At 62.7% G+C, this 24,350-nt stretch carries 17 protein-coding genes and 1 other RNA gene; 9 read left to right on the forward strand and 9 right to left on the reverse strand.

The genetic code is table 11. From position 1 onward, the window contains the following. Positions 1-110: 110 nt before the first annotated feature. On the reverse strand, positions 111-1,301 hold the full coding sequence (locus BTN82_RS09005; protein ID WP_075118791.1) for a benzoate/H(+) symporter BenE family transporter: 1,191 nt from the start codon (positions 1,299-1,301) through the stop codon (positions 111-113). Positions 1,302-1,601: 300 nt separating this feature from the next. On the opposite strand from BTN82_RS09005, the gene BTN82_RS09010 reads away from it, so the two are divergent. After that, the gene (locus BTN82_RS09010; protein ID WP_075118792.1) at positions 1,602-2,366 is read left to right on the forward strand and encodes a GntR family transcriptional regulator; all 765 of its coding nucleotides are present in this window, start codon (positions 1,602-1,604) and stop codon (positions 2,364-2,366) included. Between the two features lie 193 nt (positions 2,367-2,559). Here BTN82_RS09010 and guaD read toward each other — a convergent pair whose 3' ends face one another. The 4 genes from guaD to xdhA form a co-directional block, all read right to left on the reverse strand. Then, positions 2,560-3,864 carry a guanine deaminase gene (gene guaD, locus BTN82_RS09015; protein ID WP_075118793.1) on the reverse strand — a complete coding sequence of 435 codons (1,305 nt, stop codon included), beginning with the start codon at positions 3,862-3,864 and terminating at the stop codon, positions 2,560-2,562. A gap of 23 nt (positions 3,865-3,887) precedes the next feature. After that, on the reverse strand, positions 3,888-4,730 hold the full coding sequence (xdhC, locus tag BTN82_RS09020; protein ID WP_075118794.1) for a xanthine dehydrogenase accessory protein XdhC: 843 nt from the start codon (positions 4,728-4,730) through the stop codon (positions 3,888-3,890). A 116-nt stretch (positions 4,731-4,846) separates the two neighbouring features. Continuing rightward, on the reverse strand, positions 4,847-7,246 hold the full coding sequence (gene xdhB / locus BTN82_RS09025) for a xanthine dehydrogenase molybdopterin binding subunit (protein WP_075118795.1): 2,400 nt from the start codon (positions 7,244-7,246) through the stop codon (positions 4,847-4,849). Next, positions 7,239-8,693: a xanthine dehydrogenase small subunit gene (gene xdhA, locus BTN82_RS09030; protein WP_075118796.1), complete on the reverse strand. Its 1,455-nt coding sequence runs from the start codon at positions 8,691-8,693 to the stop codon at positions 7,239-7,241. The genes xdhB and xdhA overlap by 8 nt, the downstream gene beginning before the upstream one ends. Positions 8,694-8,962: 269 nt before the next feature. Here xdhA and BTN82_RS09035 point away from each other — a divergent pair, with 269 nt between their 5' ends. The 6 genes from BTN82_RS09035 (at position 8,963) to ffs (ending at position 18,455) form a co-directional block, all read left to right on the forward strand. Continuing rightward, positions 8,963-9,622, forward strand: a complete 660-nt coding sequence (locus BTN82_RS09035; RefSeq protein ID WP_075118797.1) for a GntR family transcriptional regulator — start codon at positions 8,963-8,965, stop codon at positions 9,620-9,622. Between the two features lie 2 nt (positions 9,623-9,624). Next, on the forward strand, positions 9,625-13,113 hold the full coding sequence (gene smc / locus BTN82_RS09040) for a chromosome segregation protein SMC (protein WP_075118798.1): 3,489 nt from the start codon (positions 9,625-9,627) through the stop codon (positions 13,111-13,113). Positions 13,114-13,373: 260 nt separating this feature from the next. Then, positions 13,374-14,222, forward strand: a complete 849-nt coding sequence (gene zipA, locus BTN82_RS09045; RefSeq protein WP_075118799.1) for a cell division protein ZipA — start codon at positions 13,374-13,376, stop codon at positions 14,220-14,222. A gap of 127 nt (positions 14,223-14,349) precedes the next feature. After that, a complete protein-coding gene (ligA, locus tag BTN82_RS09050) occupies positions 14,350-16,716 on the forward strand; it encodes an NAD-dependent DNA ligase LigA (protein WP_075118800.1) in 2,367 nt (788 codons plus the stop codon). A gap of 209 nt (positions 16,717-16,925) precedes the next feature. Beyond that, positions 16,926-18,092, forward strand: coding sequence for a putative zinc-binding metallopeptidase (locus BTN82_RS09055; RefSeq protein ID WP_075118801.1), 1,167 nt, complete (start codon positions 16,926-16,928; stop codon positions 18,090-18,092). A gap of 266 nt (positions 18,093-18,358) precedes the next feature. After that, an RNA gene (gene ffs, locus BTN82_RS09060) (signal recognition particle sRNA small type) lies at positions 18,359-18,455 on the forward strand. 93 nt (positions 18,456-18,548) lie between these two features. Here the strand turns inward: ffs and BTN82_RS09065 are convergent. After that, the gene (locus BTN82_RS09065; RefSeq protein WP_075118802.1) at positions 18,549-19,415 is read right to left on the reverse strand and encodes a LysR family transcriptional regulator; all 867 of its coding nucleotides are present in this window, start codon (positions 19,413-19,415) and stop codon (positions 18,549-18,551) included. Positions 19,416-19,516: 101 nt separating this feature from the next. Here BTN82_RS09065 and BTN82_RS09070 point away from each other — a divergent pair, with 101 nt between their 5' ends. Continuing rightward, the gene (locus BTN82_RS09070) at positions 19,517-20,500 is read left to right on the forward strand and encodes a DMT family transporter (RefSeq protein WP_075118803.1); all 984 of its coding nucleotides are present in this window, start codon (positions 19,517-19,519) and stop codon (positions 20,498-20,500) included. Here the strand turns inward: BTN82_RS09070 and BTN82_RS09075 are convergent. Together BTN82_RS09075 and BTN82_RS09080 are read right to left on the reverse strand one after the other, a co-directional pair. Beyond that, positions 20,434-20,808: a VOC family protein gene (locus BTN82_RS09075; RefSeq protein WP_075118804.1), complete on the reverse strand. Its 375-nt coding sequence runs from the start codon at positions 20,806-20,808 to the stop codon at positions 20,434-20,436. The genes BTN82_RS09070 and BTN82_RS09075 overlap by 67 nt on opposite strands. Before the next feature lie 142 nt (positions 20,809-20,950). After that, complete coding sequence (locus BTN82_RS09080; RefSeq protein WP_044462142.1) at positions 20,951-21,265, reverse strand: helix-turn-helix domain-containing protein; 315 nt, start codon at positions 21,263-21,265, stop codon at positions 20,951-20,953. A 602-nt stretch (positions 21,266-21,867) separates the two neighbouring features. Here BTN82_RS09080 and BTN82_RS09085 point away from each other — a divergent pair. After that, a complete protein-coding gene (locus tag BTN82_RS09085) occupies positions 21,868-23,568 on the forward strand; it encodes a putative bifunctional diguanylate cyclase/phosphodiesterase (RefSeq protein WP_075118805.1) in 1,701 nt (566 codons plus the stop codon). A gap of 2 nt (positions 23,569-23,570) precedes the next feature. On the opposite strand, the gene BTN82_RS09090 is transcribed toward BTN82_RS09085, so the two are convergent. After that, on the reverse strand, positions 23,571-24,344 hold the full coding sequence (locus BTN82_RS09090; protein ID WP_075118806.1) for a substrate-binding periplasmic protein: 774 nt from the start codon (positions 24,342-24,344) through the stop codon (positions 23,571-23,573). Positions 24,345-24,350: the final 6 nt, after the last annotated feature.

The raw sequence follows: 24,350 nt of genomic DNA on the forward strand, positions 1-24,350 counted from the left end.
TCCTGTAGCCGCTGCCGAAGGCTGCGATCGACCACGAAGTGGGCGCAAACGACGTGAAATCGTTGAAGTCCTTCGGACTTGTCGCAGCCTGCGGCAGCGGCTACAGAACGTCATTCTTTGTTCCAGTTCAGGATCACCAGCGTCAGCACCCCAGCCACGATTCCCCAGAACGCCGAGCCGACGGAAAACAGGGTCAGGCCCGACGCGGTCACCATGAAAGTGATCAGCGCCGCCTCGCGCTCCCTGGCTTCGCTCATGGCAATGCTCAGGCCGTTGATGATCGATCCGAACAGCGCCAGGGCGGCGATCGACAGCACCAGCTCCTTGGGCAAGGCCGCGAACAAGGCTGCCAGCGTGGCGCCGAAGACCCCGGCGATGCCGTAGAAAATCCCGCACCAGACCGCCGCGGTGTAGCGTTTGTTGCGGTCTTCGTGGGCATGGGGGCCGGTGCAGATAGCGGCGCTGATGGCCGCCAGGTTGATGCCGTGGGAACCGAACGGCGCCAGCAGCAGGGAGGCGATGCCGGTGGTGGTGATCAGCGGCGAGGCCGGAACGTTGTAGCCGTCGGCGCGCAGCACGGCGACCCCGGGCATGTTCTGCGACGTCATGGCCACCACGAACAGCGGGATGCCGATGCTGATGGTCGCCGCCAGGGAAAAGTGCGGGGTGGTCCAGACCGGCGTGGCGACTTCCAGGTGGAATTCGCTGAAGTCCAGCAGGCCCATCGCCCCGGCCAGGGCGGTGCCGATCACCAGCGCGGCGAGTACTGCGTAGCGCGGCGACAGGCGCTTCATCAGCAGATAGGTGAAGAACATGCCCAGCACCAGGCCGGTGCGGTGCTGCGCCGCGACGAAGATCTCGCTGCCGATCTTGAACAGGATGCCCGCCAGCAATGCCGCGGCCAGGGAGGCCGGGATGCGCTTGACCAGGCGCTCGAAGCTGCCGGTCATGCCGCAAATGGTGACTAGTACCGCGCAGGTGATGTAGGCGCCGATGGCTTCGCCGTAGGTCACGCCCGACAGGCTGGTGATCAGCAGCGCGGCGCCGGGGGTCGACCAGGCGATGGTAATCGGCGTGCGGTAGCGCAGCGACAGGCCGATGCTGCACACCGCCATGCCGATGGAGATGGCCCAGATCCATGAAGAAATCTGCCCGCTGCTCAGCCCGGCGGCTTGCCCGGCCTGGAACATCAGCACCAGGGAGCTGGTGTAGCCGGTCATCATGGCGATGAAACCGGCGACTATGGCTGAGGGCGAGGTGTCGGCCAGGGGGCGCAGCGGCGCGAGGGAGGCGTCGGACATGGAGCGCTGTTCCTTGTTCTGATGAAGATATCTGTCGCCCGAAAGCCCGGTGCAAAGGGGGCGGGTGACGAAAGCAGGGGGTCAAGCCTAAACGTAAACGTAACTGTTCATTGCAATACAGCCAGGGCGGCAAATGGCCGTACAGTCATCGCAACCGCCCGGGATCAATACAGTTATTGCGAATGGACCCAATGGGTTGTGTACAATGTGCCAGTGTTTTTACGCGATACTTGTCAGCGACCTCCTGTGCTGTATTACAGTCACGGTCAATTCGCCGCAGTTCTCCCGACTCGAGTGCCCATGAACGAACAGTTGCAACCCCTCAAGAAACAACCGCGAGCAGGCAAGGCCGGGCGCAGCGGGACTCAGGACGATATTGTCTACGCGCATATCTTCGAGGCCATCCTCGAACAGCGCCTGGCGCCCGGCACCAAGTTGAGCGAAGAGGCGCTGGGGGAGATTTTCGGGGTCAGCCGCACCATCATCCGCCGCGCGCTGTCGCGCCTGGCCCATGAAGGCGTGGTGCTGCTGCGGCCCAATCGCGGCGCGGTCGTGGCCAGCCCGAGTGTCGAGGAAGCCCGCCAGGTATTCATGGCGCGCCGGCTGGTGGAGCGAGCGATCACCGAGCTGGCGGTGCAGCATGCCACGGCCGAGCAACTGGCCGAGCTGCGGCAGATGGTCAACGACGAGCGCGACAGCTTCTCCCGCGGCGACCGTGGGGCTGGCATCCGCCTGTCCGGCGAGTTTCACCTGAAGCTCGCCGAAGCGGCGAAGAATGCGCCGCTGATCAGCTTCCAGCGCAGCCTGGTGTCGCAGACCTCGTTGATCATCGCCCAGTACGAAAGCGGCAACCGTTCGCACTGCTCCTACGACGAGCACACTCAGTTGATCGACGCCATCGAGGCCCGCGACGCGGATCTGGCGGTGAACCTGATGATGCATCACATGGATCACATCGACAGCAAGCTCAACCTCGACGAGGAAAGCGCTTCGGACGATCTGCACGCGGTGTTCTCGCACCTGCTGCAAACCAAGAAGCCCGGCCGTTCTCCCGCCAAGCTGTAACCCCGGCTAACTGTAGGAGCGAGCTTGCTCGCGATCGACTGCGCAGCAGTCGGCTTGTCCAGACACGTGCGACGCCTGAAGCAGGAGCGCTGTGCGCTCATCGCGAGCAAGCTTGCTCTTAAAGGAAATGCGCAGCGATAAAAAATCCCCCGTCCCAGGGCCTGAGACGGGGGATTTTTCGTTGCGCGGGCGTTTAGCGCTGATGCACTTGATTGCCTGCGGCATAGGTCTGCGCCACGGTGCGGTCGTCGCCCAGGGTCATCAGCACGAACAGCGTCTCGGCGATGCTCTTGGCCTGTTTCAGGCGATAGCTCAGCAGCGGCGTGGCGTTGTAGTCGAGCACCAGGAAGTCAGCGTCGGTGCCAGGCTGCAGGGTGCCGATGCGTTCTTCCAGGCGCAGGGCGCGCGCGCCGCCGAGGGTGGCCAGGTACAGCGACTTGAACGGGCTCAGGCGCGCGCCCTGGAGCTGCATGACCTTGTAGGCTTCGTTCAGGGTCTGCAACAGCGAGAAGCTGGTGCCACCGCCGACGTCGGTGCCCAGGCCGACATTCAGCTTGTGTTTTTCGGCCATCGGCAGGTTGAACAGGCCGCTGCCGAGGAAGAAGTTCGAGGTCGGGCAGAAGGCCACGGCCGAACCGGTCTGCGCCAGGCGCGCGCATTCGTCGTCGCACAGGTGCACGCCATGGGCGAATACCGAGCGCTCGCCTAGCAACTGATAGTGGTCGTACACATCCAGGTAGCCCTTGCGTTCCGGGAACAGCTCCTTGACCCATTCGACTTCCTGCAGGTTCTCGCTGATGTGGGTCTGCATGTACAGGTCGGGGTATTCGCCCAGCAGTTGCCCGGCGAGGGTCAGCTGTTCCGGGGTGCTGGTCGGCGCGAAACGCGGCGTCACCGCATAGTGCAGGCGGCCCTTGCCGTGCCAGCGCTCGATCAGCGCCTTGCTTTCCAGGTAACTGGACTCGGCGGTGTCGGTCAGGTAGTCCGGCGCGTTGCGGTCCATCATCACCTTGCCGGCGATCATCCGCAGGTCGAGCTTCTGCGCCGCCTCGAAGAAAGCGTTCACCGATTGCGGATGCACGCTGCCGAACACCAGCGCGGTGGTGGTGCCGTTGCGCAGCAGTTCCTTGATGAAAATGTCCGCCACTTCCTCGGCATGGGCCTGGTCGGCGAACTGGCTTTCGCAGGGGAAGGTGTAAGTGTTCAGCCAGTCCAGCAATTGCTCGCCGTAGGCGCCGACCATGCCGGTCTGCGGCAGGTGGATATGGGTGTCGATAAAGCCGGGGGTGATCAGCGCGTCCTGGTAATGGCTGACCTGGACATCGGCGGGCAGGCCGGGGAGCAGTTCGCTGGCGTGGCCGATGGCGCTGATGCGGCCGTTGTCGACCACCAGCAGGCCGTCCTCGAAATATTCGTAGGAGGCTTCGATGCCGACCTCGGCGGGGTCGGCGATGCTGTGCAGAAGGGCGGCACGGTAGGCTTTGCGAGTCAGAGGCATGGGAGTTCCCGGTTCAAGGTTCTTCAGTTTGCAACCTGGCTGCGGCGCGAGACCGGCAGCAGCTTGGCAATGGGTTCGGCGCTGGCGCTGTGCTGGCCGAAATGGGCGTTATAGGTGGCGATGATTTCGCCGGCGATGGAGATGGCGATTTCCACAGGCAACTTGCCTTTGACTTCGCCCAGCCCCATCGGGCAGCGCATGCGTTGCAGCGCGCCGCTGTCGAAACCGCGTTCGCGCAGGCGGTGCTCGAACTTCACCCGCTTGGTCTTCGAGCCGATCAGGCCGAAGTAGGCGAAGTCATTGCGCTTGAGAATCGCGGCGGTGAGTTCCAGGTCGAGCTGGTGGTTGTGGGTCATGACGATGCAGTAGCTGCCGACGGGCAGGTCGTCGACTTCATCGACCGGCTCCTCGCTGAGGATCTTGCGCACGCCCTGGGGCATCAGTTCGGGGAACTCCTGCTCCCGCGAGTCGATCCAGCGCACCTTGCACGGCAGGCTGGCCAGCAGCGGCACCAGGGCGCGGCCGACATGGCCGGCGCCGAACACCGCGATCTGCGCCTGGACCTGGCCCATGGGCTCGAACAGCAGCACCGTGACGCCGCCGCAGCACTGGCCGAGGCTGGCGCCCAGGCTGAAACGCTCCAGATGGGTATCCTGCCGGCCGCTGGCGAGCATCTCGCGAGCGATCTGCATGGCCTTGTATTCCAGGTGCCCGCCGCCGATGGTGTCGAAGCTCTGGGCGGCGCTGATGACCATTTTCGAGCCGGCGTTGCGTGGCGTCGACCCCAGTTCTTCGATGATGGTCACCAGCACGCAGGGTTCGCCGCGGGTTTGCAGGTCGGCGAGGGCGCTGATCCAGTTGTACATGTGTCACCTCAACATTGCTGTTGTCTGTTCGGCCGTCATCGCGGGCAAGCCTCGCTCCTACCTTGGGTTGCGTGTCCTGTAGGAGCGAGGCTTGCCCGCGATGGGCGCACCTCGTTCTAGAGTGGGGCCAGCTCGGCCTCGGTCGCCACGGCCTTCGCCACCTTCAACCGGCGCATCTGCTCGCAACCCCACAACACCCGCTCCGGCGTCGCCGGCGCGTCGATCTTCGGCTGGTGCCGGTAATCGCCGAGGCTGGCCACGGCGTCCTTGATCGCGCACCAGGCGGCGATGCCGAGCATGAACGGCGGTTCGCCCACGGCCTTGGAGTGGAACACCGTGTCTTCCGGGTTCTTGCGGTTTTCCACCAGCTTGACCCGCAGGTCCAGCGGCATGTCGGCCACCGCGGGGATCTTGTAGCTGGCCGGGCCGTTGGTCATCAGCTTGCCCTTGGCGTTCCACACCAGCTCTTCCATGGTCAGCCAGCCCATGCCCTGGATAAAGCCGCCCTCGACCTGGCCGATGTCGATGGCCGGGTTCAGCGAGGCGCCGACGTCATGCAGGATGTCGGTGCGCAGCATCTTGTATTCGCCGGTCAGGGTATCGACGATCACCTCGGCACAGGCCGCGCCGTAGGCGAAGTAGTAGAACGGCCGGCCACGGGCCTGGGCGCGGTCGTAGTAGATTTTCGGGGTCTTGTAGAAACCGGTGCTGGACAGCGAAACCTGGGCGAAATAGGCCTGCTGGATCAGCGCCTCGAAGGTCAGGATCTGATCGCGGACCCGCACATGGCCGTTGTGGAATTCGATGTCTTCCTCGCTGACCTTGTAGTGTCGGGCGGCAAACTCCACCAGGCGCTGCTTGATGATCTCGGCGGCGTTCTGCGCGGCCTTGCCGTTCAGGTCGGCGCCGCTGGAGGCAGCGGTCGGCGAGGTGTTGGGCACCTTGTCGGTGTTAGTCGCGGTGATTTGCACGCGGTCGATTTCCACCTGGAACACTTCGGCCACTACCTGGGCCACCTTGGTGTTCAGGCCCTGGCCCATTTCCGTGCCACCGTGGTTCAGGTGGATGCTGCCGTCGGTGTAGACATGCACCAGTGCGCCGGCCTGGTTGAGGAAACTGGCGGTGAAGGAAATGCCGAATTTCACCGGGGTCAGCGCCAGGCCCTTTTTCAGGATCGGGCTGCCTGCGTTGTACAGGCGGATCGCTTCGCGGCGTTCGGCGTACTGGCTGCTGGCTTCCAGCTCGGCAGTCATTTCCTCGAGCATGTTGTGCTCGACAGTCTGGTAGTAGTGGGTGACGTTGCGTTCGGTCTTGCCGTAGTAATTGGCCTTGCGCACCGCCAGCGGGTCGAGCGCCAGGTGGCGGGCGATAGCGTCCATCACCTCTTCGATGGCGACCATGCCCTGCGGGCCGCCGAAGCCGCGATAGGCAGTGTTCGACGCCGTATTGGTCTTGCAGCGATGGCCGTTGATGGTGGCGTCGCCCAGGTAATACGAGTTGTCGGAGTGGAACATCGCGCGGTCGACGATCGAGGCCGACAGGTCCGGCGAGCAACCGCAGTTGCCGGCCAGTTCCAGCTGGATGCCGTGCAGGCGCCCGGTGCTGTCGAAGCCGACGTCGTACTCGATATAGAAGGGGTGGCGCTTGCCGGTCATCAGCATGTCTTCGACCCGCGGCAGGCGCATCTTGGTCGGCTGGCCGGTGAGGTGCGCGACCACTGCGCACAGGCAAGCCGGGCTTGCGGCCTGGGTTTCCTTGCCGCCGAAACCGCCGCCCATGCGGCGCATGTCGACCACAATCTTGTTCATCGACACGTCCAGCACCTCGGCCACCAGCTTCTGCACTTCGGTGGGGTTCTGCGTCGAGCAGTAGACGATCATGCCGCCGTCTTCGGTGGGCATGACCGAGGAGATCTGGGTTTCCAGGTAGAAGTGTTCCTGGCCGCCGATATGCAACGAACCCTGGATGCGGTGCTCGGCGGTGGCCAGGGCATTGGCCGAATCGCCGCGCCGGTGAGTGTGGCTGTCGAGCACGAAGTGGCGTTTGCGCAGGGCTTCGACCACGTCCAGTACCGGCTCCAGGTCCTCGTATTCGATGACCGCGGCCATGGCCGCCTTGCGCGCGGTTTCCAGGTCGCGGGCCGCCACCGCCAGCACCGGCTGGCCAACGAATTGCACGTCGTCGATGGCCAGCAACGGGTCGCCGGGCAGCAGCGGGCCAATGTCCTTCAGCCCCGGAATATCCTGGTGGGTGATGACGATGCGCACGCCGTCGAAGGCGTAGCAGGGCGCGGTGTCGATGCTGAGGATCTTCGCGTGGGCCCGGTCCGAGAGGCGCGCATACACATGCAGCTGGTTGGGGAATTCCAGGCGGTCGTCGATGTATACCGCCTCGCCGGACACATGTTTGGCGGCGCTGTCGTGCTTGACGCTGCGGCCGACGCCGGTGGTCAGTTCCTGTTGGAACAGGGCGCTCAGTTCGGCTTGAGTCTTCTCGACGTTGTGATGATTAGACATAAGCGGTCACCCGAGTCTCGATGTGCGGTGTTTGCAGTTCGATGAAGTATTTGCGCAGCAGGTTCTGCGCGCTGAGCAGGCGGTATTCCTTGCTGGCGCGGAAGTCCGAGAGCGGGGTGAAGTCCTCGCCCAGGGCGACGCAGGCACGTTCGACGGTGGCCTCGCTCCAGGGCGCGCCGAGCAGTGCGGCTTCGCAGCTCTTGGCGCGTTTCGGCGTCGCGGCCATGCCGCCAAAGGCCACGCGAGCGTCGGCGACCACACCGTTTTCGATACGCAGGTTGAAGGCCGCGCACACCGCGGAGATATCGTCGTCCAGGCGCTTGGACACCTTGTAGGCGCGGAACCGCTGCTCGACGCTGGCCCGCGGCACGATGATCTTCTCGATGAACTCGCTTTCCTGGCGCGCGGTGACGCGGTAGTCGATGAAATAGTCTTCCAGGGCCAGGGTCCGGCGGGTGTTGCCTTTGCACAGGACGATCTGCGCGCCCAGGGCGATCAGCAGGGGCGGCGAGTCGCCGATGGGCGAGGCGTTGCCGATATTGCCGCCCAGGGTGCCCTGGTTGCGGATCTGCAACGAAGCGAAGCGCTGCAGCAATTCGCCGAAGTCCGGGTATTCGGTTTCCAGTGCGTCGTAGCAGTCGGAGAGGGCGGTGGCGGCGCCGATTTCCAGGCGGTCGTCGAAGCGCTCGATGCGTTTCATTTCGGCGACGTTGCCGACGTAGATCATGACCGGCAGCGGGCGGTGGAACTGCGTGACTTCCAGCGCCAGGTCGGTGCCGCCGGCCAGCAGCCGGGCTTGTGGGTAGGCGTCGTACAAGTCGGCCAGGTCGGCGACGGTCAGCGGGACCAGGCAGCGCTTGTCGCCGCTGTTCAGCTCGCCGGTATCGCTCGGGGCAATGGCTTTCAGGCGGGCGACGGTCTCGGCTTCGCGAGCGTCGAACTGGTCCGGCTGTTTATCGCAGCAGGCCTGCTCGGCGGCGGCGAGAATCGGCCGGTAGCCGGTGCAGCGGCACAGGTTGCCGGCCAGGGCCTCATGGGCCTTGTGCGAGTCGGGTTGTTCGGAATTCTTTTGCAGGGCGAACAGCGACATGACGAAGCCCGGCGTACAGAAGCCGCACTGCGAACCGTGGCAATCGACCATGGCTTTCTGCACGCTGTGCAACTGGCCCTGGTGCTTGAGGTCCTCGACGCTGATCAGCTGTTTGCCGTGCAGCGACGAGACGAAGGTCAGGCACGAGTTGAGGCTGCGATAGCGGATGCGTTCCGCGCCGGCATCGTCCGTCTGCAATTCGCCGACCACCACGGTGCAGGCACCGCAGTCGCCGCTGGCGCAGCCCTCTTTGGTACCGGGTTTGCCCAGATGCTCGCGCAGGTAGTTGAGCACGGTCAGGTTCGGGTCCAGGGTGTGCTCGCTACGGAGTTCCTGGTTGAGTAAAAACTGGATCACGGAAGGCCTCGCAGACTCATTATTGTTGTTAACCGACGTGGGCCGAATTTAGTCATGTCTGACTTTTCGGTCAATTGATTTCTGACTCAAGGGTCAAGAAATCGTTTTTTGTCGATCGACAAACGCTTTCAGACAGTATTGACCCTCCCGGGCTGCAGTGCTTTTTGCTTATTCCGTGCCAAATTCAGGCCCCTGGGCACTCCGCCATGAGAGAGCAATTGCGCTACACTGCGCCGCTTGTACCGATCTAAAGAGTTTGAAGGAAAACCATGACGTTCAAGGCGCCGGACAGCCTCTCCGAGCAAATCGCTCACCACCTCGCCGAACGTATCATTCGCGGGGAGCTCAAGCCTGGGGAGCGTATTCAGGAACAGAAGGTCACGCTGGCCCTCAACGTCAGCCGCGGTTCGGTCCGCGAGGCGCTGCTGATCCTCGAGCGCCGCCACCTGATCGCGATCCTGCCGCGGCGCGGCGCCCATGTCACCGAACTCACCCCGCACAAGGTGCAAAGCCTGTGCACCCTGATGAGCGAACTGTACATCCTGTTGGGTAATTCAGTGGCCGAGGGCTGGGCGCTGCAAGCCGACATGGCGCCGTTCCTGCAAATCCAGCAACGGCTGATCAGCGCCTACGAGCGCCAGGACATCCGCAGCTTCGTCGAAGACAGTTTCAATGTGATGCGCGCGGCCTATCCATTCGCCAACAATCCGTACTTGCAGGAAACCGTCGAGAACCTGCAGCCAGCGATGAGCCGGGCCTACTTCCTGGCCCTGGAGCAGCGCAAGGCGGAGATGAGCGAATTCCTCGACTTGTTCGAGCAACTGCTGGCCGCCGTGCTGGCCCGTGACCTGCCGACGATCCGCGTGGTGCTGATAGCCTACGGCCGGCGCAGTTGCGACCTGGTGGTCGCTGCCTTGACGGTTGCCTGAGCGTGCGGCTCAAGTGCATCAAGCTGGCGGGGTTCAAATCCTTCGTCGATCCGACCACGGTGAACTTCCCCAGTAACATGGCGGCGGTGGTCGGGCCCAATGGTTGCGGCAAGTCGAACATCATCGACGCCGTGCGCTGGGTCATGGGCGAAAGCTCGGCGAAGAACCTGCGCGGCGAGTCGATGACCGACGTCATCTTCAACGGCTCCACCAGCCGCAAGCCGGTGAGCCAGGCTAGCATCGAGCTGGTTTTCGACAACTCCGATGGCACCCTGGTCGGCGAGTACGCGGCCTACGCGGAAATTTCCATTCGCCGCAAAGTCACCCGCGACAGCCAGAACAGCTACTTCCTCAACGGCGCCAAGTGCCGCCGTCGCGATATCACCGACATCTTCCTCGGCACGGGCCTCGGGCCGCGCAGCTACTCGATCATCGAGCAGGGGATGATCTCCAAGCTGATCGAGGCCAAGCCGGAAGACCTGCGCAACTTCATCGAAGAGGCCGCGGGGATTTCCAAGTACAAGGAGCGGCGCCGGGAAACCGAAAACCGCATCCGCCGTACCCACGAAAACCTGGCGCGCCTGACCGACCTTCGCGAAGAGTTGGAGCGCCAGCTCGAGCGCCTGCACCGGCAGGCCCAGGCCGCCGAGAAATACCAGGAATACAAGGCCGAGGAGCGTCAGCTCAAGGCCCAGCTGTCGGCGCTGCGCTGGCAGGAATTGAACGACCAGGTCGGGCAGCGCGAGTCGATCATCGGCAACCAGGAGGTTGGCTTCGAAGCGCTGGTGGCGGAGCAACGCAATGCCGATGCCGCCATCGAGCGCCTGCGTGACGGCCACCATGAATTGTCCGAGCGCTTCAATCAGGTGCAGGGACGCTTCTATTCGGTCGGCGGCGATATCGCCCGGGTCGAGCAGAGCATCCAGCACGGCCAGCAGCGCCTGCGCCAGTTGCAGGACGATTTGCGCGAGTCCGAGCGTGCGCGCCTGGAAACCGAATCGCACCTGGGGCACGACCGCACCTTGCTCGCCACGCTCGGCGAAGAGCTGCAAATGCTCGAACCCGAACAGGAAGTTACCAGCGCCGCCGCCGAAGAGGCCGCCGCGGCCCTGGAAGAAGCCGAAACCACCATGCACGGTTGGCAGGAACAGTGGGACGGGTTCAACCTCAAGTCCGCCGAACCGCGACGCCAGGCCGAGGTGCAACAGTCGCGCATCCAGCAGCTCGAAGGCAGCATGGAGCGTCTGGCCGAGCGCCAGCGGCGCCTGGAAGAGGAGCGCGGGTTGCTCGCGGCCGATCCGGAAGACGCGGCGATCCTCGAGCTCAACGAACAGCTCGCGGCCAGCGAGGCGACCCTGGAAGACCTGCAGGCCAGTGAAGATGGCCAGGTCGAGCGCCTGGAGCAGTTGCGCCAGGAACTGCATCAGGCGACCCAGGCCCAGCAACAGGCCCAGGGCGAATTGCAGCGCCTCCACGGGCGCCTGGCTTCGCTGGAGGCGTTGCAGCAGGCCGCTCTCGATCCAGGCACCGGTGCTGCGCAATGGTTGCAGGAACAAGAACTGGCCGAGCGGCCGCGCCTGGCCGAGGGCTTGAAGGTCGAGGCGGGGTGGGAACTGGCGGTGGAAACCGTGCTCGGCGCCGACCTGCAAGCGGTGCTGGTTGACGACTTTGCCGGCCTCGATCTGGCCGGCTTCGAGCAAGGCGATCTGCGCCTGCTCCAGCTGGCGGGCGAGGGCATGCGGATGCCCGGCAGCCTGTTGGACAAGGTCGATGCCCAGGTCGACCTGGCGCCCTGGCTGGGCCAGGTCAAACCGGTGGAAAGTCTCGAGCAGGCCCTGGCCTTGCGCGGCCAACTGGCGGCCGGCGAGAGCCTGATCAGCCGCGACGGTTTCTGGGTCAGCCGACATTTTCTGCGGGTGCGCCGCGCCAGCGAAGCGGAAAGCGGCATGCTCGCGCGCAATCAGGAAATCGAACAGTTGAGCCTGGAGCGCGACGAGCGCGAGGCCAGCGTCGAGGATCTGGAAACCCGTTTGCAGAACCTGCGCGCCCAACAGCGCCAGCAGGAAAACGGGCGCGAACACTTGCGCCGCCTGCTGCAGGACGAAGCCCGTCAGCAAGGTGAGTTGAAAGCCAAGCTGTCTGCCGGCAAGGCCAAGGCCGAGCAACTGGCCCTGCGCCGTACCCGTCTGGACGAAGAAGTGGCGGAGCTGGGCGAGCAGCGCGCGCTGGAGCACGAACAAGTGGGCGAGGCGCGCTTGCAACTGCAGGACGCCCTCGACAGCATGGCCCTGGACACCGAGCAGCGCGAGTTGCTGCTGGCCCAGCGCGACAGTTTGCGCGAGCGCCTGGACCGGGTGCGCCAGGAGGCGCGCCAGCACAAGGATCACGCCCATCAACTGGCGGTGCGCCTGGGTTCGCTCAAGGCCCAGCATGACTCCACTCGCCAGGCTTTGGAGCGCCTCGAGCTGCAGTCGGAGCGCCTGACGGAAAAGCGCGAGCAGCTCAACCTCAACCTGGAGGAGGGCGCCGCACCCTTGGAAGAGCTGCGCCTGAAGCTCGAAGAGTTGCTGGAAAAGCGCATGACCGTCGATGTCGAGCTCAAGAGCGCGCAGATCGCCATGGAAGATGCCGATCGCGAACTGCGTGACGCGGAAAAGCGCCGGACCCAGGCCGAGCAGCAATCACAGTTGATCCGTGGCCAGCTCGAACAGCAGCGCATGGAATGGCAGGCCCTGACCGTGCGCCGCAAGACCTTGCAGGACCAGTTGCTGGAAGACGGCTACGACTTGCACGGCGTGCTTGCCACGCTGACCGAGCAGGCCAGCGAGAAAGAGGCCGAGGAAGAACTCGAGCGTATTGCTGCGCGGATCCAGCGACTGGGAGCGATCAACCTCGCGGCCATCGATGAATACCAGCAGCAGTCCGAGCGCAAACGTTATCTGGATGCCCAGGACGCCGATCTGGTGGAAGCCCTGGAAACCCTGGAAAACGTGATTCGTAAGATCGACAAGGAAACCCGTAATCGTTTCAAGGATACCTTTGATCAGATTAACGGTGGTTTGCAGGCACTCTTTCCAAAAGTTTTCGGTGGCGGCAGCGCTTATTTGGAACTGACAGGCGAAGATCTACTCGATACAGGGGTAACGATCATGGCGCGTCCGCCGGGCAAGAAGAACAGCACCATTCATTTGTTGTCCGGTGGTGAGAAAGCATTGACTGCCCTGGCGCTGGTATTTGCCATCTTCAAGTTGAACCCGGCGCCGTTCTGCATGCTCGACGAAGTTGACGCACCGCTGGATGACGCTAACGTTGGACGCTACGCGCGGTTGGTTAAAGAGATGTCGCAGACTGTGCAGTTCATCTATATCACTCACAATAAGATCGCCATGGAAATGGCCGATCAATTGATGGGCGTAACGATGCACGAGCCTGGCTGTTCACGCCTGGTGGCGGTGGATGTCGAGGAGGCGATGGCGATGGTGGACGCCTGAATCCGGGCGACCAAAGCCGATAGGTCAGTGACAAGTAAGAGGTTTTTGCCTGCACTGAACGCTGGCTGATCGACATATTGAATGAAGCCGTTGCGACAGACGGTGTAAAGTTGTCTTTGGTCGTGCTAGTTTAATGTCAATTTTCTCTATGCGTGGGCAAAAGGCCAGTCAGAACATAGAGTTGGCGCCACGTTTTAAAGCGGTTTGCAGTTTGCTAAACCTCTTATTTTTCAGCATTTTTCATAGAGGCACGGGATTACATGGAAATCGGTCTGCGCGAGTGGCTGATCGTCATCGGCATCATTGTCATTGCCGGTATTCTTTTTGATGGCTGGCGCCGTATGCGCGGTGGCAAAGGAAAGTTGAAATTCCGTCTGGATCGCAGCCTGTCCAACTTGCCGGACGATGACGGCAATGCCGAACTGCTAGGCCCGTCCCGAGTGCTGGATACTCATCAGGAACCGCAACTCGATGAGCACGACCTGCCGTCGATGAGCGCTCCGGTGCGCGAGCCGCGCGAATCCGGTTCCAAGCGTGGCAAGCGTGCCAGCGAGCCACAACAGGGCGACCTGAACCTCAACCTGGACCTGGACGGCGGCCCGAGCTTCAGCAGCCGCGACGACGACTTCCCGGATGAAACCAAGTCTTCCGGTTATCCCGACAAGGATCAGCCGCAAGCCGAAGAAGTGTTGGTGATCAGCGTGATCTGCCGCGACACCGGTGGCTTCAAGGGGCCGGCGCTGTTGCAGAACATCCTGGAAAGCGGTTTGCGTTTTGGCGAGATGGATATTTTCCACCGTCACGAAAGCATGGCCGGCAACGGCGAAGTGCTGTTCTCCATGGCCAATGCGGTGAAGCCGGGTGTATTCGACCTGGACGATATCGACCACTTCAGCACCCCGGCCGTGAGTTTCTTCCTCGGTCTGCCGGGCCCGCGCCATCCGAAGCAGGCGTTCGATGTGATGGTGGCCGCGGCGCGCAAGCTGTCCCAGGAGCTGAATGGCGAACTGAAGGACGACCAGCGCAGCGTGCTGACTGCCCAGACCATCGAACACTACCGTCAGCGCATCGTCGAATTCGAGCGCCGCGCCCTGACCCAGAAACGTTGAGCGGCTTAGCGCTCCTTGCGAGCGAGCTTGCACCTTCTGTAGGAGCTCGCTCGCGATAGGGCCGCAAGGCCCGTCCAGACAAATATGGAGCAGCCTAGGCTGCTCTTTTGCTTTTTGAGAGAACTCCATGACCGCCGCCGAAACCCGCATTCTTGAGCTGCGCGCTGAGCTGGATCAGCACAACTATCGCTATCACGTACTCGACGAGCCGAGCATTCCCGATGCCGAATACGATCGTCTGTTCCATGAACTCAAGGCGCTGGAAGCCGAACACCCGGAGCTGGTCAGCAGCGACTCGCCGACCCAGCGTGTCGGCAGCGCGGCGCTCTCGGCCTTCACCCAAGTGCGCCACGAAATCCCCATGCTCAGCCTGGGCAACGCCTTTGAAGAAACCGACATGCGCGAGTTCGATCGCCGGGTGAGCGAAGGCCTCGACCTGCCTGCCGGCGATCTGTTCGGCGGCGCAGCGGCGGTGGAGTACAGCTGCGAGCCGAAGCTCGATGGCCTGGCGGTCAGCCTGCTGTATCAGGACGGCGTGCTGGTGCGCGGCGCGACCCGCGGCGACGGCACCACTGGCGAAGACATCAGCGTCAACGTGCGCACCGTGCGCAACATCCCGCTGAAGCTACAGGGCAGCGGCTGGCCGGCGACCCTGGAGGTGCGCGGCGAGGTCTACATGTCCAAGGCCGGTTTCGAGCGCCTCAATGCCGCGCAGCTGGAGGTGGGCGGCAAGACCTTTGCCAACCCGCGTAACGCCGCGGCCGGTAGCCTGCGTCAGCTCGACTCGAAGATTACCGCCAGCCGCCCGCTGGAATTCTGCTGCTACGGTCTCGGTCAGGTCACCGCGGACATTGCCGATACCCACATTGGCAATCTGCAGCAACTCAAGCAGTGGGGCATGCCTGTCAGCCGCGAGTTGAAACTGGCCAAGGGCATCGACGAATGCCTGGATTACTACCGCGATATCGGCGAGCGCCGCAATGGCTTGCCTTATGAAATCGACGGCGTGGTGTTCAAGGTCAACAGTATTGCCTCGCAACGCGAGCTGGGCTTCCGGGCCCGCGAGCCCCGTTGGGCGATCGCCCATAAATTCCCGGCGATGGAAGAGCTGACCGAACTGCTGGATGTGGAATTCCAGGTTGGTCGTACCGGTGCGGTGACGCCGGTGGCGCGCTTGAAACCGGTCAAGGTGGCGGGTGTCACCGTCTCCAATGCGACCCTGCACAACATGGACGAAGTGGCCCGCCTGGGCTTGATGATCGGCGACACCGTAATCGTCCGCCGCGCCGGCGACGTGATTCCGCAAGTGGTGCAAGTGGTTGCCGAGCGTCGGCCGGAAGACGCGCGTCCGGTGCATATTCCGCAGACCTGTCCGGTGTGCGGTTCCCATGTCGAGCGCACGCAACTGGTCAAGCGCAGCAAGGGCAAGGAAACCATCAGCGAGGGCGCGGTGTACCGCTGCGTCGGTCGCCTGGCCTGCGGTGCGCAGCTCAAGCAGGCGATCATCCACTTCGTATCCCGGCGGGCGATGGACATCGAAGGGTTGGGCGACAAGACCATCGAACAGCTGGTGGACGAAAAACTCATCGGCTCGCCGGCTGATCTCTACACACTCAAGTACGAGCAGATCATCGACCTGGAAGGCTTCGCCGAGGTCTCCAGCAACAAGCTGCTCAAGGCCATCGAAGACAGCAAGAAGCCGGGTCTGGCGCGCTTCATCTATGCCTTGGGTATTCCCGACGTGGGCGAGGAGACGGCCAAGGTCCTGGCACGCTCCCTGGCTTCCCTGGAGCGTGTGCAGCAGGCTTTGCCGGAAGTGCTGACCTACCTGCCGGATATCGGCCTGGAAGTGGCTCACGAGATTCACAGCTTCTTCGAGGACAGCCATAACCAGGAGGTGATTGGCGCCTTGCTCGATCCGCAGCAGTGCGCGCTGCAATTGCAGGACCAGGGCGAGTTGGCTGCCGACTTCGCCGCCAGCACGACGCTGGGCGGCATGCTCGACAAGTTGAATATTCCGTCGGTGGGCCCGGGCGCGGCGCAGAAACTGGCGGAAAAGTTCGCGACGCTGGACGGCGTCATCAAGGCAGACTGGCTGGACATGCGCCAGACCTTGCCGGAGAAGCAGGCCAAGGCGGTGCGCGATTTCTTCGATATCGCCGAGAACGCCGAGCGGGCGCTGGCCATCGAGGCGCAGTTGCAAGCCTTCGGCATGCATTGGCAGAGCGAGAAAAAGGTGGTGGAAGGGCTGCCGCTGGCCGGCCAGACCTGGGTGCTCACCGGCTCCCTGGAGTTGATGAGTCGCGATGTGGCCAAGGAGAAACTGGAAAGCCTGGGCGCCAAGGTGGCCGGCTCCGTGTCGGCCAAGACCCACTGCGTGGTGGCCGGCCCGGGTGCCGGCTCGAAGCTGGCCAAGGCCAACGAGCTGGGCCTGAAGGTGCTGGACGAAGAAACCTTCGTGACCTTCCTCGGCCAGCACGGCATCGCGGTCTGATCCTCTGCCTGCGACAGCGTCTACATGGAGTCGTGTTCCCTTGTAGGAGCTAGCTTGCTCGCGAAAGGTCTCCAGGCTTGCACGGGATGCAATATGGAAATCGCTTCGCGAGCAAGCTCGCCCCTATGGGCGGTGGGTCGCCAGCAAGGTGATGGAACAATTGTCTCGTCCATATGATCTAGTCTTGGCAAGCCCAGGGAGAGATCGCCATGTACCGCTTCTTCGAACAGCTCAGTTCCCGTATCGCCGCGCCCTTCGTGCATGAGAACAGCCGCAACAGCAAGGTCTGGGCCTGTCGCTGCGGGCAGTCGCTGTTCTTTCGCAATAGCCAGTGCCTGGCCTGTTCGGCGCTCCTTGGGTATCAGCCGGAGCAGAGTCGCCTGTCGTCGTTGCAGCCGGGGCCGGACGCCGATACCTGGCAATTGGATGCCGACCCGCAAGCGGGGTTGTTCCGTCGCTGCGCCAATCTCGATACCGCGGCGGCTTGCAACTGGCTGTTGCCGGCTCATGGGGCTGACACCTTGTGTGTGGCTTGCCGGCTGAACCGGACCATTCCCGATCTCGATGTTGCGGAAAACCCTGAGCGCTGGCGCAAGGTTGAAATCGCCAAGCGCCGGCTGGTGGCGCAACTGGTGAGCCTGGGGCTGCCGCTGATCGCAAAGACCGAGGATGAAGCGGCGGGCCTGGCCTTCGACTTCGTCGGTGTCGACCTTGAGGGCAAGGCGCCGATGACCGGTCACGCCAATGGCCTGATCACCCTTGATATCAAGGAAGCCGACGACGCCTATCGCGAGCAGGTGCGTGTGCAGATGGGCGAACCCTATCGCACCTTGCTCGGCCATTTTCGGCACGAAGTGGGGCATTACTACTGGGAACGATTGATTGCCAGCAGTCATTGGCTGGCGCCGTATCGCGTGTTGTTCGGCGACGAGCGTGCGAGCTACGCCGAGGCCCTGGATCGCCATTATCGGCAGGGCGCGCCGACTGGCTGGCAGCAGTCCCACGTCAGCGCCTACGCGACCATGCATCCCTGGGAAGACTGGGCGGAAACCTGGGCTCATTACCTGCACATGATGGATGCGGTGGACACAGCACTGGGCTTTGGCATGAGCGCCCGGGAACTGGACTTCGACTATCAGCCATTCCCGCTGGATGCCCTGTATGACCCGCGGCATCCTGGCGGTCCGGCATTCCTCTCCTTCGTCAACGCCTGGATCGAACTGGCCGGCATGCTCAACGAGCTGTCGCGCAGCATGGGCCAGCCGGACTTCTATCCGTTCATCTTGCCCCTGCCGGTCATCGCCAAGTTGCACTTCATTCACCTGGTGATCCAGCAGGCCGGCGGCAAGGCCGACGAGGCCCTCGAGCAACCCTGAAATTGTAGGAGCGAAGCTTGCTCGCGATGCAGGTGACGCGGTCCAGCGGAGGGCTGCGGGGATGCTATCGTGAGCAAGCTTCGCTCCTACAGGTCGTTGGTTGGCGGTAGCGACTATAGGAATCCGACGAGGGGGCGGGGCCGGGGTAATGATCCAAGTGATTGAAGCCGTTCAGATTTTTTAATCGCTACGCAGCGGTTGTAACTTCGCCGCAGATAGGTACAATGGCGCGGCTCGCCGTCAGGTGAGCATCGTTATGGTGACCCCATTGGTCCCCTCGCAACGATCAGCCGTGAACCTGGTCAGACCCGGAAGGGAGCAGCCACAGCGGTGACATTGTGTGCCGGGGTGTGGCTGGTGGGGTTGCCTCCATAACGCCTTCTGTCGGTCCTCGACGAATATTCTGAATTCTCTCCCTGCTTTCATTCTGATCTGGCCTCTCGCCGGTCGCTCGTTTCATTTTCCCAATCGTTCCAGCAGCAACTGCGCAAACGCGTCCCGTGCCGTGTGCCGTTCTATTTCCTTGTTCCAGAAAAAACGAATATCCATGGGCTGCAGGTCGGCGAAGCGGTAGCGCGCCAGGCCCGCGGACAGCGTATAGCGTTCGAGCACGCCTTCCGGGGCCAGGGTCATGCCGGCGCCGGCGTTGACGCAATCGATGATGGTGCCCCAGCTGGCGTAGCCGGTAATGGTCGAGGTGACGCCATGGGTGTTGAGCCATTGCTCCAGTGCGCCGCGATACGGGCAGCCGCTGGGCCACATGAACAAGGTCTGGCCTTGAAGGTCTTGTGGGGTCAGGACAGGCGTCGCGTTGGCGCTGGTCACCAGGACCAGGGGTTCGTTGTAGAGCAGGCTGCGGTCCAGTTTCGGGTGGGGCGTGTCGACTGCCACCAGCGCGCCATCAAGGCGGTGGTGTTGCAGCTCTTCGAACAGCTGCGACCAGGTGCCGGTGACCAGTTTCAGGGTGACCTGTGGAAAGCGCTGGTGGAATTCCGCGAGCAGCGGCGGCAGCCGGCCGCCGGCGCAGGATTCGATGGCGCCGATACGTAGGATGCCACTGGGAGCGGCGTCGCGGTCGACGGCGTGCTTGGCTTCGTCCACCAGTGCCAGGATGCGTTCGCTGTAGCCGAGAAAGATTTCCCCGTCGGGGCTGATTTTCAGCCCGCGACCGGCGCGCAGGAACAGTGTCGTGCCCAATTCGCTTTCCAGCTGCTTGAGGCGGTTGGTGATGTTGGAGGGCACGCAGTGCAGTTGTTCGGCCGCCCGGGCAATGCTGCCGGTGCGGGCGACGGCTTTCACCATCTTCAGTTGGGTCAGTTCCATTGCTCATTTCCACTGAGGTCTGACGTCAGTATCGGTTAATTGTGATGAATTGTGGTGGGCGAGAGACTGAAGACCTTCCTTGTGTCTGTCGAGTCTGTCTCTTGAAAAGCTCCCCTGCGTTGAAGGTGGTGTTGGCGACCGCCGTGGTCATTTTGTGTTGGGCCTATTCCCCGGTGGGTATCCATATCGGCCTGGAAGGCTACGAGCCGGGCCATCTGGCATTGCTGCGTTTTCTGATCGCCTCGTTGTTCATGGGTGTCATTGCACTGGTAAGAAAAATCTCCCTGCCACGCTGGCGCGATCTGCCCTGGTTATTGGTGCTGGGCTTTTTTGCCATCGCCCTGCATCACGTCAGTCTCAATCATGGCCAGCAGGGTTTGAGCGCGGGCGCCTCCAGCGTGCTGGCGCAATCGGCACCGATCTTCAGCACCCTGATTGCGTTCTTCTGGTTGAAGGAGCCGGTCAGTGGCTGGCGCTGGGGATGTGTCGCGTTGGGGGTGTTCGGCGCGGTCGTGGTGGTCTGGGGCGATCAGGGGGTGGCAGCGATCAGGCCCCAGGGGTTACTGGTGTTGTTGGCGGCCTTTTCGTGGGGGCTGTACTTCGTTTTGCAGCGGCGTTACTCGGGGCGTTACGACCTGTTGACCACCGTGTGTTACATGGTCTGGGCCGGCACCTTGCTATTGAGCCTGTATGGGCCGGGGCTGGCGGTCGCGGTGGCCCGGGCGCCGTGGCGGGTGAACCTGGCGGTGTTGCTGCTGGGGGTATTCCCGAGTGCCTTGGCTTACCTGGCGTGGGCCTATGTGCTGGCGCGGGTCGAGGTCAGCCGGGCGTCCGTCGCGATGTATCTGATACCGCCGATCGCCATGCTGCTGGCGGCGCTGACCCTACAGGAGCGGGTGCACGCGGCGGTAGTCGTGGGGGCGGCGATCGTTCTCGGTAGTGTGATGGCGATGCAGTGGGAGGGGCGCTGGTCGCGGCGCCGCTCGGTACTGGTGTCGGCGACCGGTGTCGAGTCCACTCATTCGAGGGCTGGGCAGAACACTCGCACTCGATGCCCGTCCGGGTCCAGGGCGACGAAGGTGTAGCCGAAGTCCAGGGTGGTAGGGGCCTGGGCGATGCTCGCGCCGTAGACGAGCCATTGCTCGTGCAGCAGCTCGACAGCCTGGTTGTCGGCCACGGCCAAGGCCAGTTCGGTACCGCCGCCGGTGACCTGGGCGGCTGGCTCGACATCATTCCTGGACCAGAGGCCGAGCTTGAGCCCGGAATCGAGAATGAACAGGGCGAAGGTCGGCGACAGTTCGACTGGCGGCCGGTCCAGCAGGCGGCTGTAGAAGTGGGCGCTGGTGGCGGGGCTGGCGACGTAAAGCAGAAGGTAGGTGCTGGTGACGTTCATCTCGACTCCTGGGGAATGATGGCTGTGGGCGCCAGCCTATGGGGCGCCGCTGTCAGTTCCTGTCAGGAGTCGTCTGGCGGAAATAAAGAGGAGGCAGACTATCGGTTTCGATAGGTCTGCCTCCTCTTCGTGTTGCTCGGCTCTAAGGCTTGGACAAGGCCAGGTCTACCGCTGCTATCAGCTTTCCCAGGTCCTTCGGGGTGGCTTTATGAATGACACCGAACAGATACGCCCGCTGTTCATCTTCGTCGCCCATATCTGCGAAAAAGGCTTTCAGCTTCACCCCCAGAACATCAGCCAGCAGGAACAGGGCTTCGACACTGGGGGTGTAGGTGCCGGTTTCGAAGCGGCTGATGGTTTTGGGGTCAAAACCGGTTTTTTCGCCTAGTTCAGCCTGAGTAAGCCCCGCTACCTTGCGGTAACGTCTGATGGCTGGACCCAAACTTGAAATTTGCATCGCTCAATTCCCATTTAGAATCAAGAACTTAACGATAAATCTTTGCATTAGGCAACGCCATGATTCATCACCTTGCCTTGCAAAATGTGATGCAATTCGTAGAATCGACGCTTCGGACAGGCATTTGGTGATCTAGTTTCAGAAGATGAATTGATGAAACAAGAACTCATTGCATTTTCCTTGTTCACCAGAAACGAAGGTATGGCGCAGGCGCGAACGTCACGCTGATGATTGCCAGTGTCCCATCCGCCTGATTCGGCCGATCCTTAACTGATTTTAGTTGATCTTCGTCGATCTGAAGACCAATGACGGTGCTGGCCGCTATACGGCCGCCATGGTGTCAGGTGGGGCGAGACGATGCGCCAATTGACTGCGGATCGACCTCTTGCCCGTGGGCTGGGGCTGGCATTGGCGAATGCTGTCTATGGAGTTTTAACGTGCGTCTGAATGTGTCGGTCACCTCTGTCGAGCAGATATTTTCGGGGCAGCCGCCGATGCCTGACGGGTGCTGCGAAAAGAGTGAGGGGGAACGCCCAAACATCTCTTCCGGGCTTTATGCCTTGGTCGAGCGGTTCAACCGCTAGCGACAGTGAGTCAGACTCATGGATGAGAAATACCGCAGGGCCGTGGATGCCGCCGCCATTTTTTCTGAAACCGACCTGGCCGGCCGGATCACCTACGTCAACGACCAGTTCTGTTCGATTTCCGGCTACAGCCGCGAAGAGCTGCTGGGGTCCAATCACCGGATCCTCGGTTCCGGCCTGCACCCTCCCGAATTTTTCAGCACCATGTGGCGCACCATCGCCCTGGGCCAGGTCTGGAAGGGCGAGATCTGCAACCGGGCCAAGGACGGGACCCTGTATTGGGTCGATAGCACGGTGGTGCCGTTGCTCGATCAAGCCAGCGGTCGGGTCCAGCGTTATGTGGCGATCCGTTTCGATATCAGCGAAAAGCGTCAACTGCTGCATTCCCTGCAATGGCGGGTTGGCCACGATGTACTGACCGGTCTGCCCAACCGTTCCTTTCTTTCCGACCTGCTCAACCAGGCGCTGGATTTCTCGCGCAAGGAGAACATCGCGCTGGCGGTCTGCATGCTTGATCTCGACGGCTTCAAGGCGGTCAACGATGGCTATGGGCATGCCAGCGGCGACCTGCTGCTGGTGGAAGTCGCGGCGCGCCTGCGCTCGATCATTCGCGGCGAGGATGTGGTGGCGCGGCTGGCCGGGGACGAGTTCGTGCTGATCCTGCGCCATGTGCGCGACATCCGCGAGCTGCGGTCCGCCCTGCATCGGGTGCTGGGGGTGATCGCCACGCCCTATCTGATCCAGGACAAGGAGATCAACGTCTGCGCGAGCATTGGCGTGACCCTGTTTCCCGCCGATAACGACGATGCCGACACCTTGCTGCGGCATGCCGACCAGGCGATGTACGTGGCCAAGCAGAGTGGACGCAATCGCTTTCATTTGTTCGATGTGTCGCGCGACCGCGAGGTCAAGGCCACCCACCAGACGGTCGAACGGGTCAGACAGGCGCTGACGGCCGGTGAGCTGTGCCTGCATTTTCAACCCAAGGTCAATATGCGCAGCGGCGAGGTAGTCGGTTTCGAGGCGCTGCTGCGCTGGCAGCATCCGCAGCGCGGCCTGGTCGCCCCCCGGGAGTTCCTGTCGCTGGTGGAGGAAACCGACCTGATCGTCGATATCGGCGAGTGGGTCATGGAGCAGGTCATGACCCAACTGCGGCAATGGCAACTGCTCGGGCAGTACTGGCCGATCAGCGTCAATATCGCTGCCCGGCATTTTCAGCGGGCGGATTTCGTCGAGCGGCTCAAGGCGGTGCTCGAGCGCCATCCGCAGGTGTCCCCGCAGTTACTGGACCTGGAGATCGTCGAGGCGGTGGCGGTGGAGAATATCCAGCACGTCAGTGCCTGCCTCGAGGCCTGCCAGGCGCTCGGGGTGCAGTTTTCCCTGGGGGATTTCGGCACCGGGCATTCGTCGCTGAGCTACCTCAAGCGCTTGCGCACCCAGACCATCAAGATCGACCGCATGTTTGTGCGCGACATGTTGCACGACAAGGGCGACCTGGCGCTGACCCAGGCCCTGATCGGCCTGGCCCGGGCTTTTGACCGGCAAGTGGTGGCCGAGGGCCTTGAGACCCTGGAGCACGGCGAGTTGCTGATGGCGCTGGGGTGCGAGGTGGCGCAAGGCTATTTCATTGCCGCGCCCATGCCGGCCAGCGAAGTGCCGGGCTGGGTGGCGACGTTCTTGCCGCCGCTGGAGTGGTGCCCGCAGGAAGAGGTCGGCTGACCCTACGGCGCTTCGTAGTGCTGAGGGGCGCTCTCGGTAGGGCGGTGGCCGGTGTACAGGCCGATGATGTCGTCGATCTCTCCCAACATTTTCATCCGCAACAAGGTGCGCAGCACGCGCTGTACCGGCAGCGCCGGGTCGTTGCGGATCACGCAGCCGACCGCTTGTTCCTGGAGGATGGCCACACTGTGCAGTTGCTGGTTGGGCGGCAAGGTCTGATTGAACCAGTCCAGCGTCCATTGGTTGCTCACCGCATAACGGTAGCGGCCCGCCCAGAGTTTCTGCAGCACCTGATCCTGGTTGCGCGCATCGTCGCGGGTCAATTGGTGGCTGTCGAACAGAGGTTGTAGGGAAGGGTAGGCGTAGCCGAGAACGGTGCCGACAGGTTGGGGCGGCAGGTTCTGGGGGATGACCTGCGCCGCATGCGGTTCCCGGCTGACCAGCAGGTCGCGCTGCACGAACAGCGGGATGCTCCAGATGTAGTCGCTGGACTGGTTGGGCAGCCAGGATTGGGCGGCATAACAGCGGATATCGATTTCCTTGTGGTCCATGGCTGCCTGCACGCGGGCCCTGGCCAGGACATGGAACCTGGCAGGGCTGCCGACCTGGGTGGCGAGGCTGGCCATCATGTCGTGGAGAATGCCTTGGGTAGGCTGGCCGCGTTCGATCTGGACCATGGGCATGGCCCAGCTGTCGGCGATTGAAAAGCGCAGGGCAGGCTCCGCGGCAAAACCATTCATGGTAACCAGCAGACATGCCGCCAAGGCTGAACGCATAGAGTC

It is taken from the genome of Pseudomonas chlororaphis, from assembly GCF_001921865.1.
Lineage (GTDB): Bacteria > Pseudomonadota > Gammaproteobacteria > Pseudomonadales > Pseudomonadaceae > Aquipseudomonas > Aquipseudomonas chlororaphis_D.

Coding starts and splice junctions, on each gene's coding strand:
- BTN82_RS09005 (WP_075118791.1), bottom strand. CDS start 1,301: ATGTCCGACGCCTCCCTCGCGCCGCTGCGCCCCCTGGCCGACACCTCG.
- BTN82_RS09010 (WP_075118792.1), top strand. CDS start 1,602: ATGAACGAACAGTTGCAACCCCTCAAGAAACAACCGCGAGCAGGCAAG.
- guaD (WP_075118793.1), bottom strand. CDS start 3,864: ATGCCTCTGACTCGCAAAGCCTACCGTGCCGCCCTTCTGCACAGCATC.
- xdhC (WP_075118794.1), bottom strand. CDS start 4,730: ATGTACAACTGGATCAGCGCCCTCGCCGACCTGCAAACCCGCGGCGAA.
- xdhB (WP_075118795.1), bottom strand. CDS start 7,246: ATGTCTAATCATCACAACGTCGAGAAGACTCAAGCCGAACTGAGCGCC.
- BTN82_RS09035 (WP_075118797.1), top strand. CDS start 8,963: ATGACGTTCAAGGCGCCGGACAGCCTCTCCGAGCAAATCGCTCACCAC.
- zipA (WP_075118799.1), top strand. CDS start 13,374: ATGGAAATCGGTCTGCGCGAGTGGCTGATCGTCATCGGCATCATTGTC.
- ligA (WP_075118800.1), top strand. CDS start 14,350: ATGACCGCCGCCGAAACCCGCATTCTTGAGCTGCGCGCTGAGCTGGAT.
- BTN82_RS09055 (WP_075118801.1), top strand. CDS start 16,926: ATGTACCGCTTCTTCGAACAGCTCAGTTCCCGTATCGCCGCGCCCTTC.
- BTN82_RS09065 (WP_075118802.1), bottom strand. CDS start 19,415: ATGGAACTGACCCAACTGAAGATGGTGAAAGCCGTCGCCCGCACCGGC.
- BTN82_RS09075 (WP_075118804.1), bottom strand. CDS start 20,808: ATGAACGTCACCAGCACCTACCTTCTGCTTTACGTCGCCAGCCCCGCC.
- BTN82_RS09080 (WP_044462142.1), bottom strand. CDS start 21,265: ATGCAAATTTCAAGTTTGGGTCCAGCCATCAGACGTTACCGCAAGGTA.
- BTN82_RS09085 (WP_075118805.1), top strand. CDS start 21,868: ATGGATGAGAAATACCGCAGGGCCGTGGATGCCGCCGCCATTTTTTCT.
- BTN82_RS09090 (WP_075118806.1), bottom strand. CDS start 24,344: ATGCGTTCAGCCTTGGCGGCATGTCTGCTGGTTACCATGAATGGTTTT.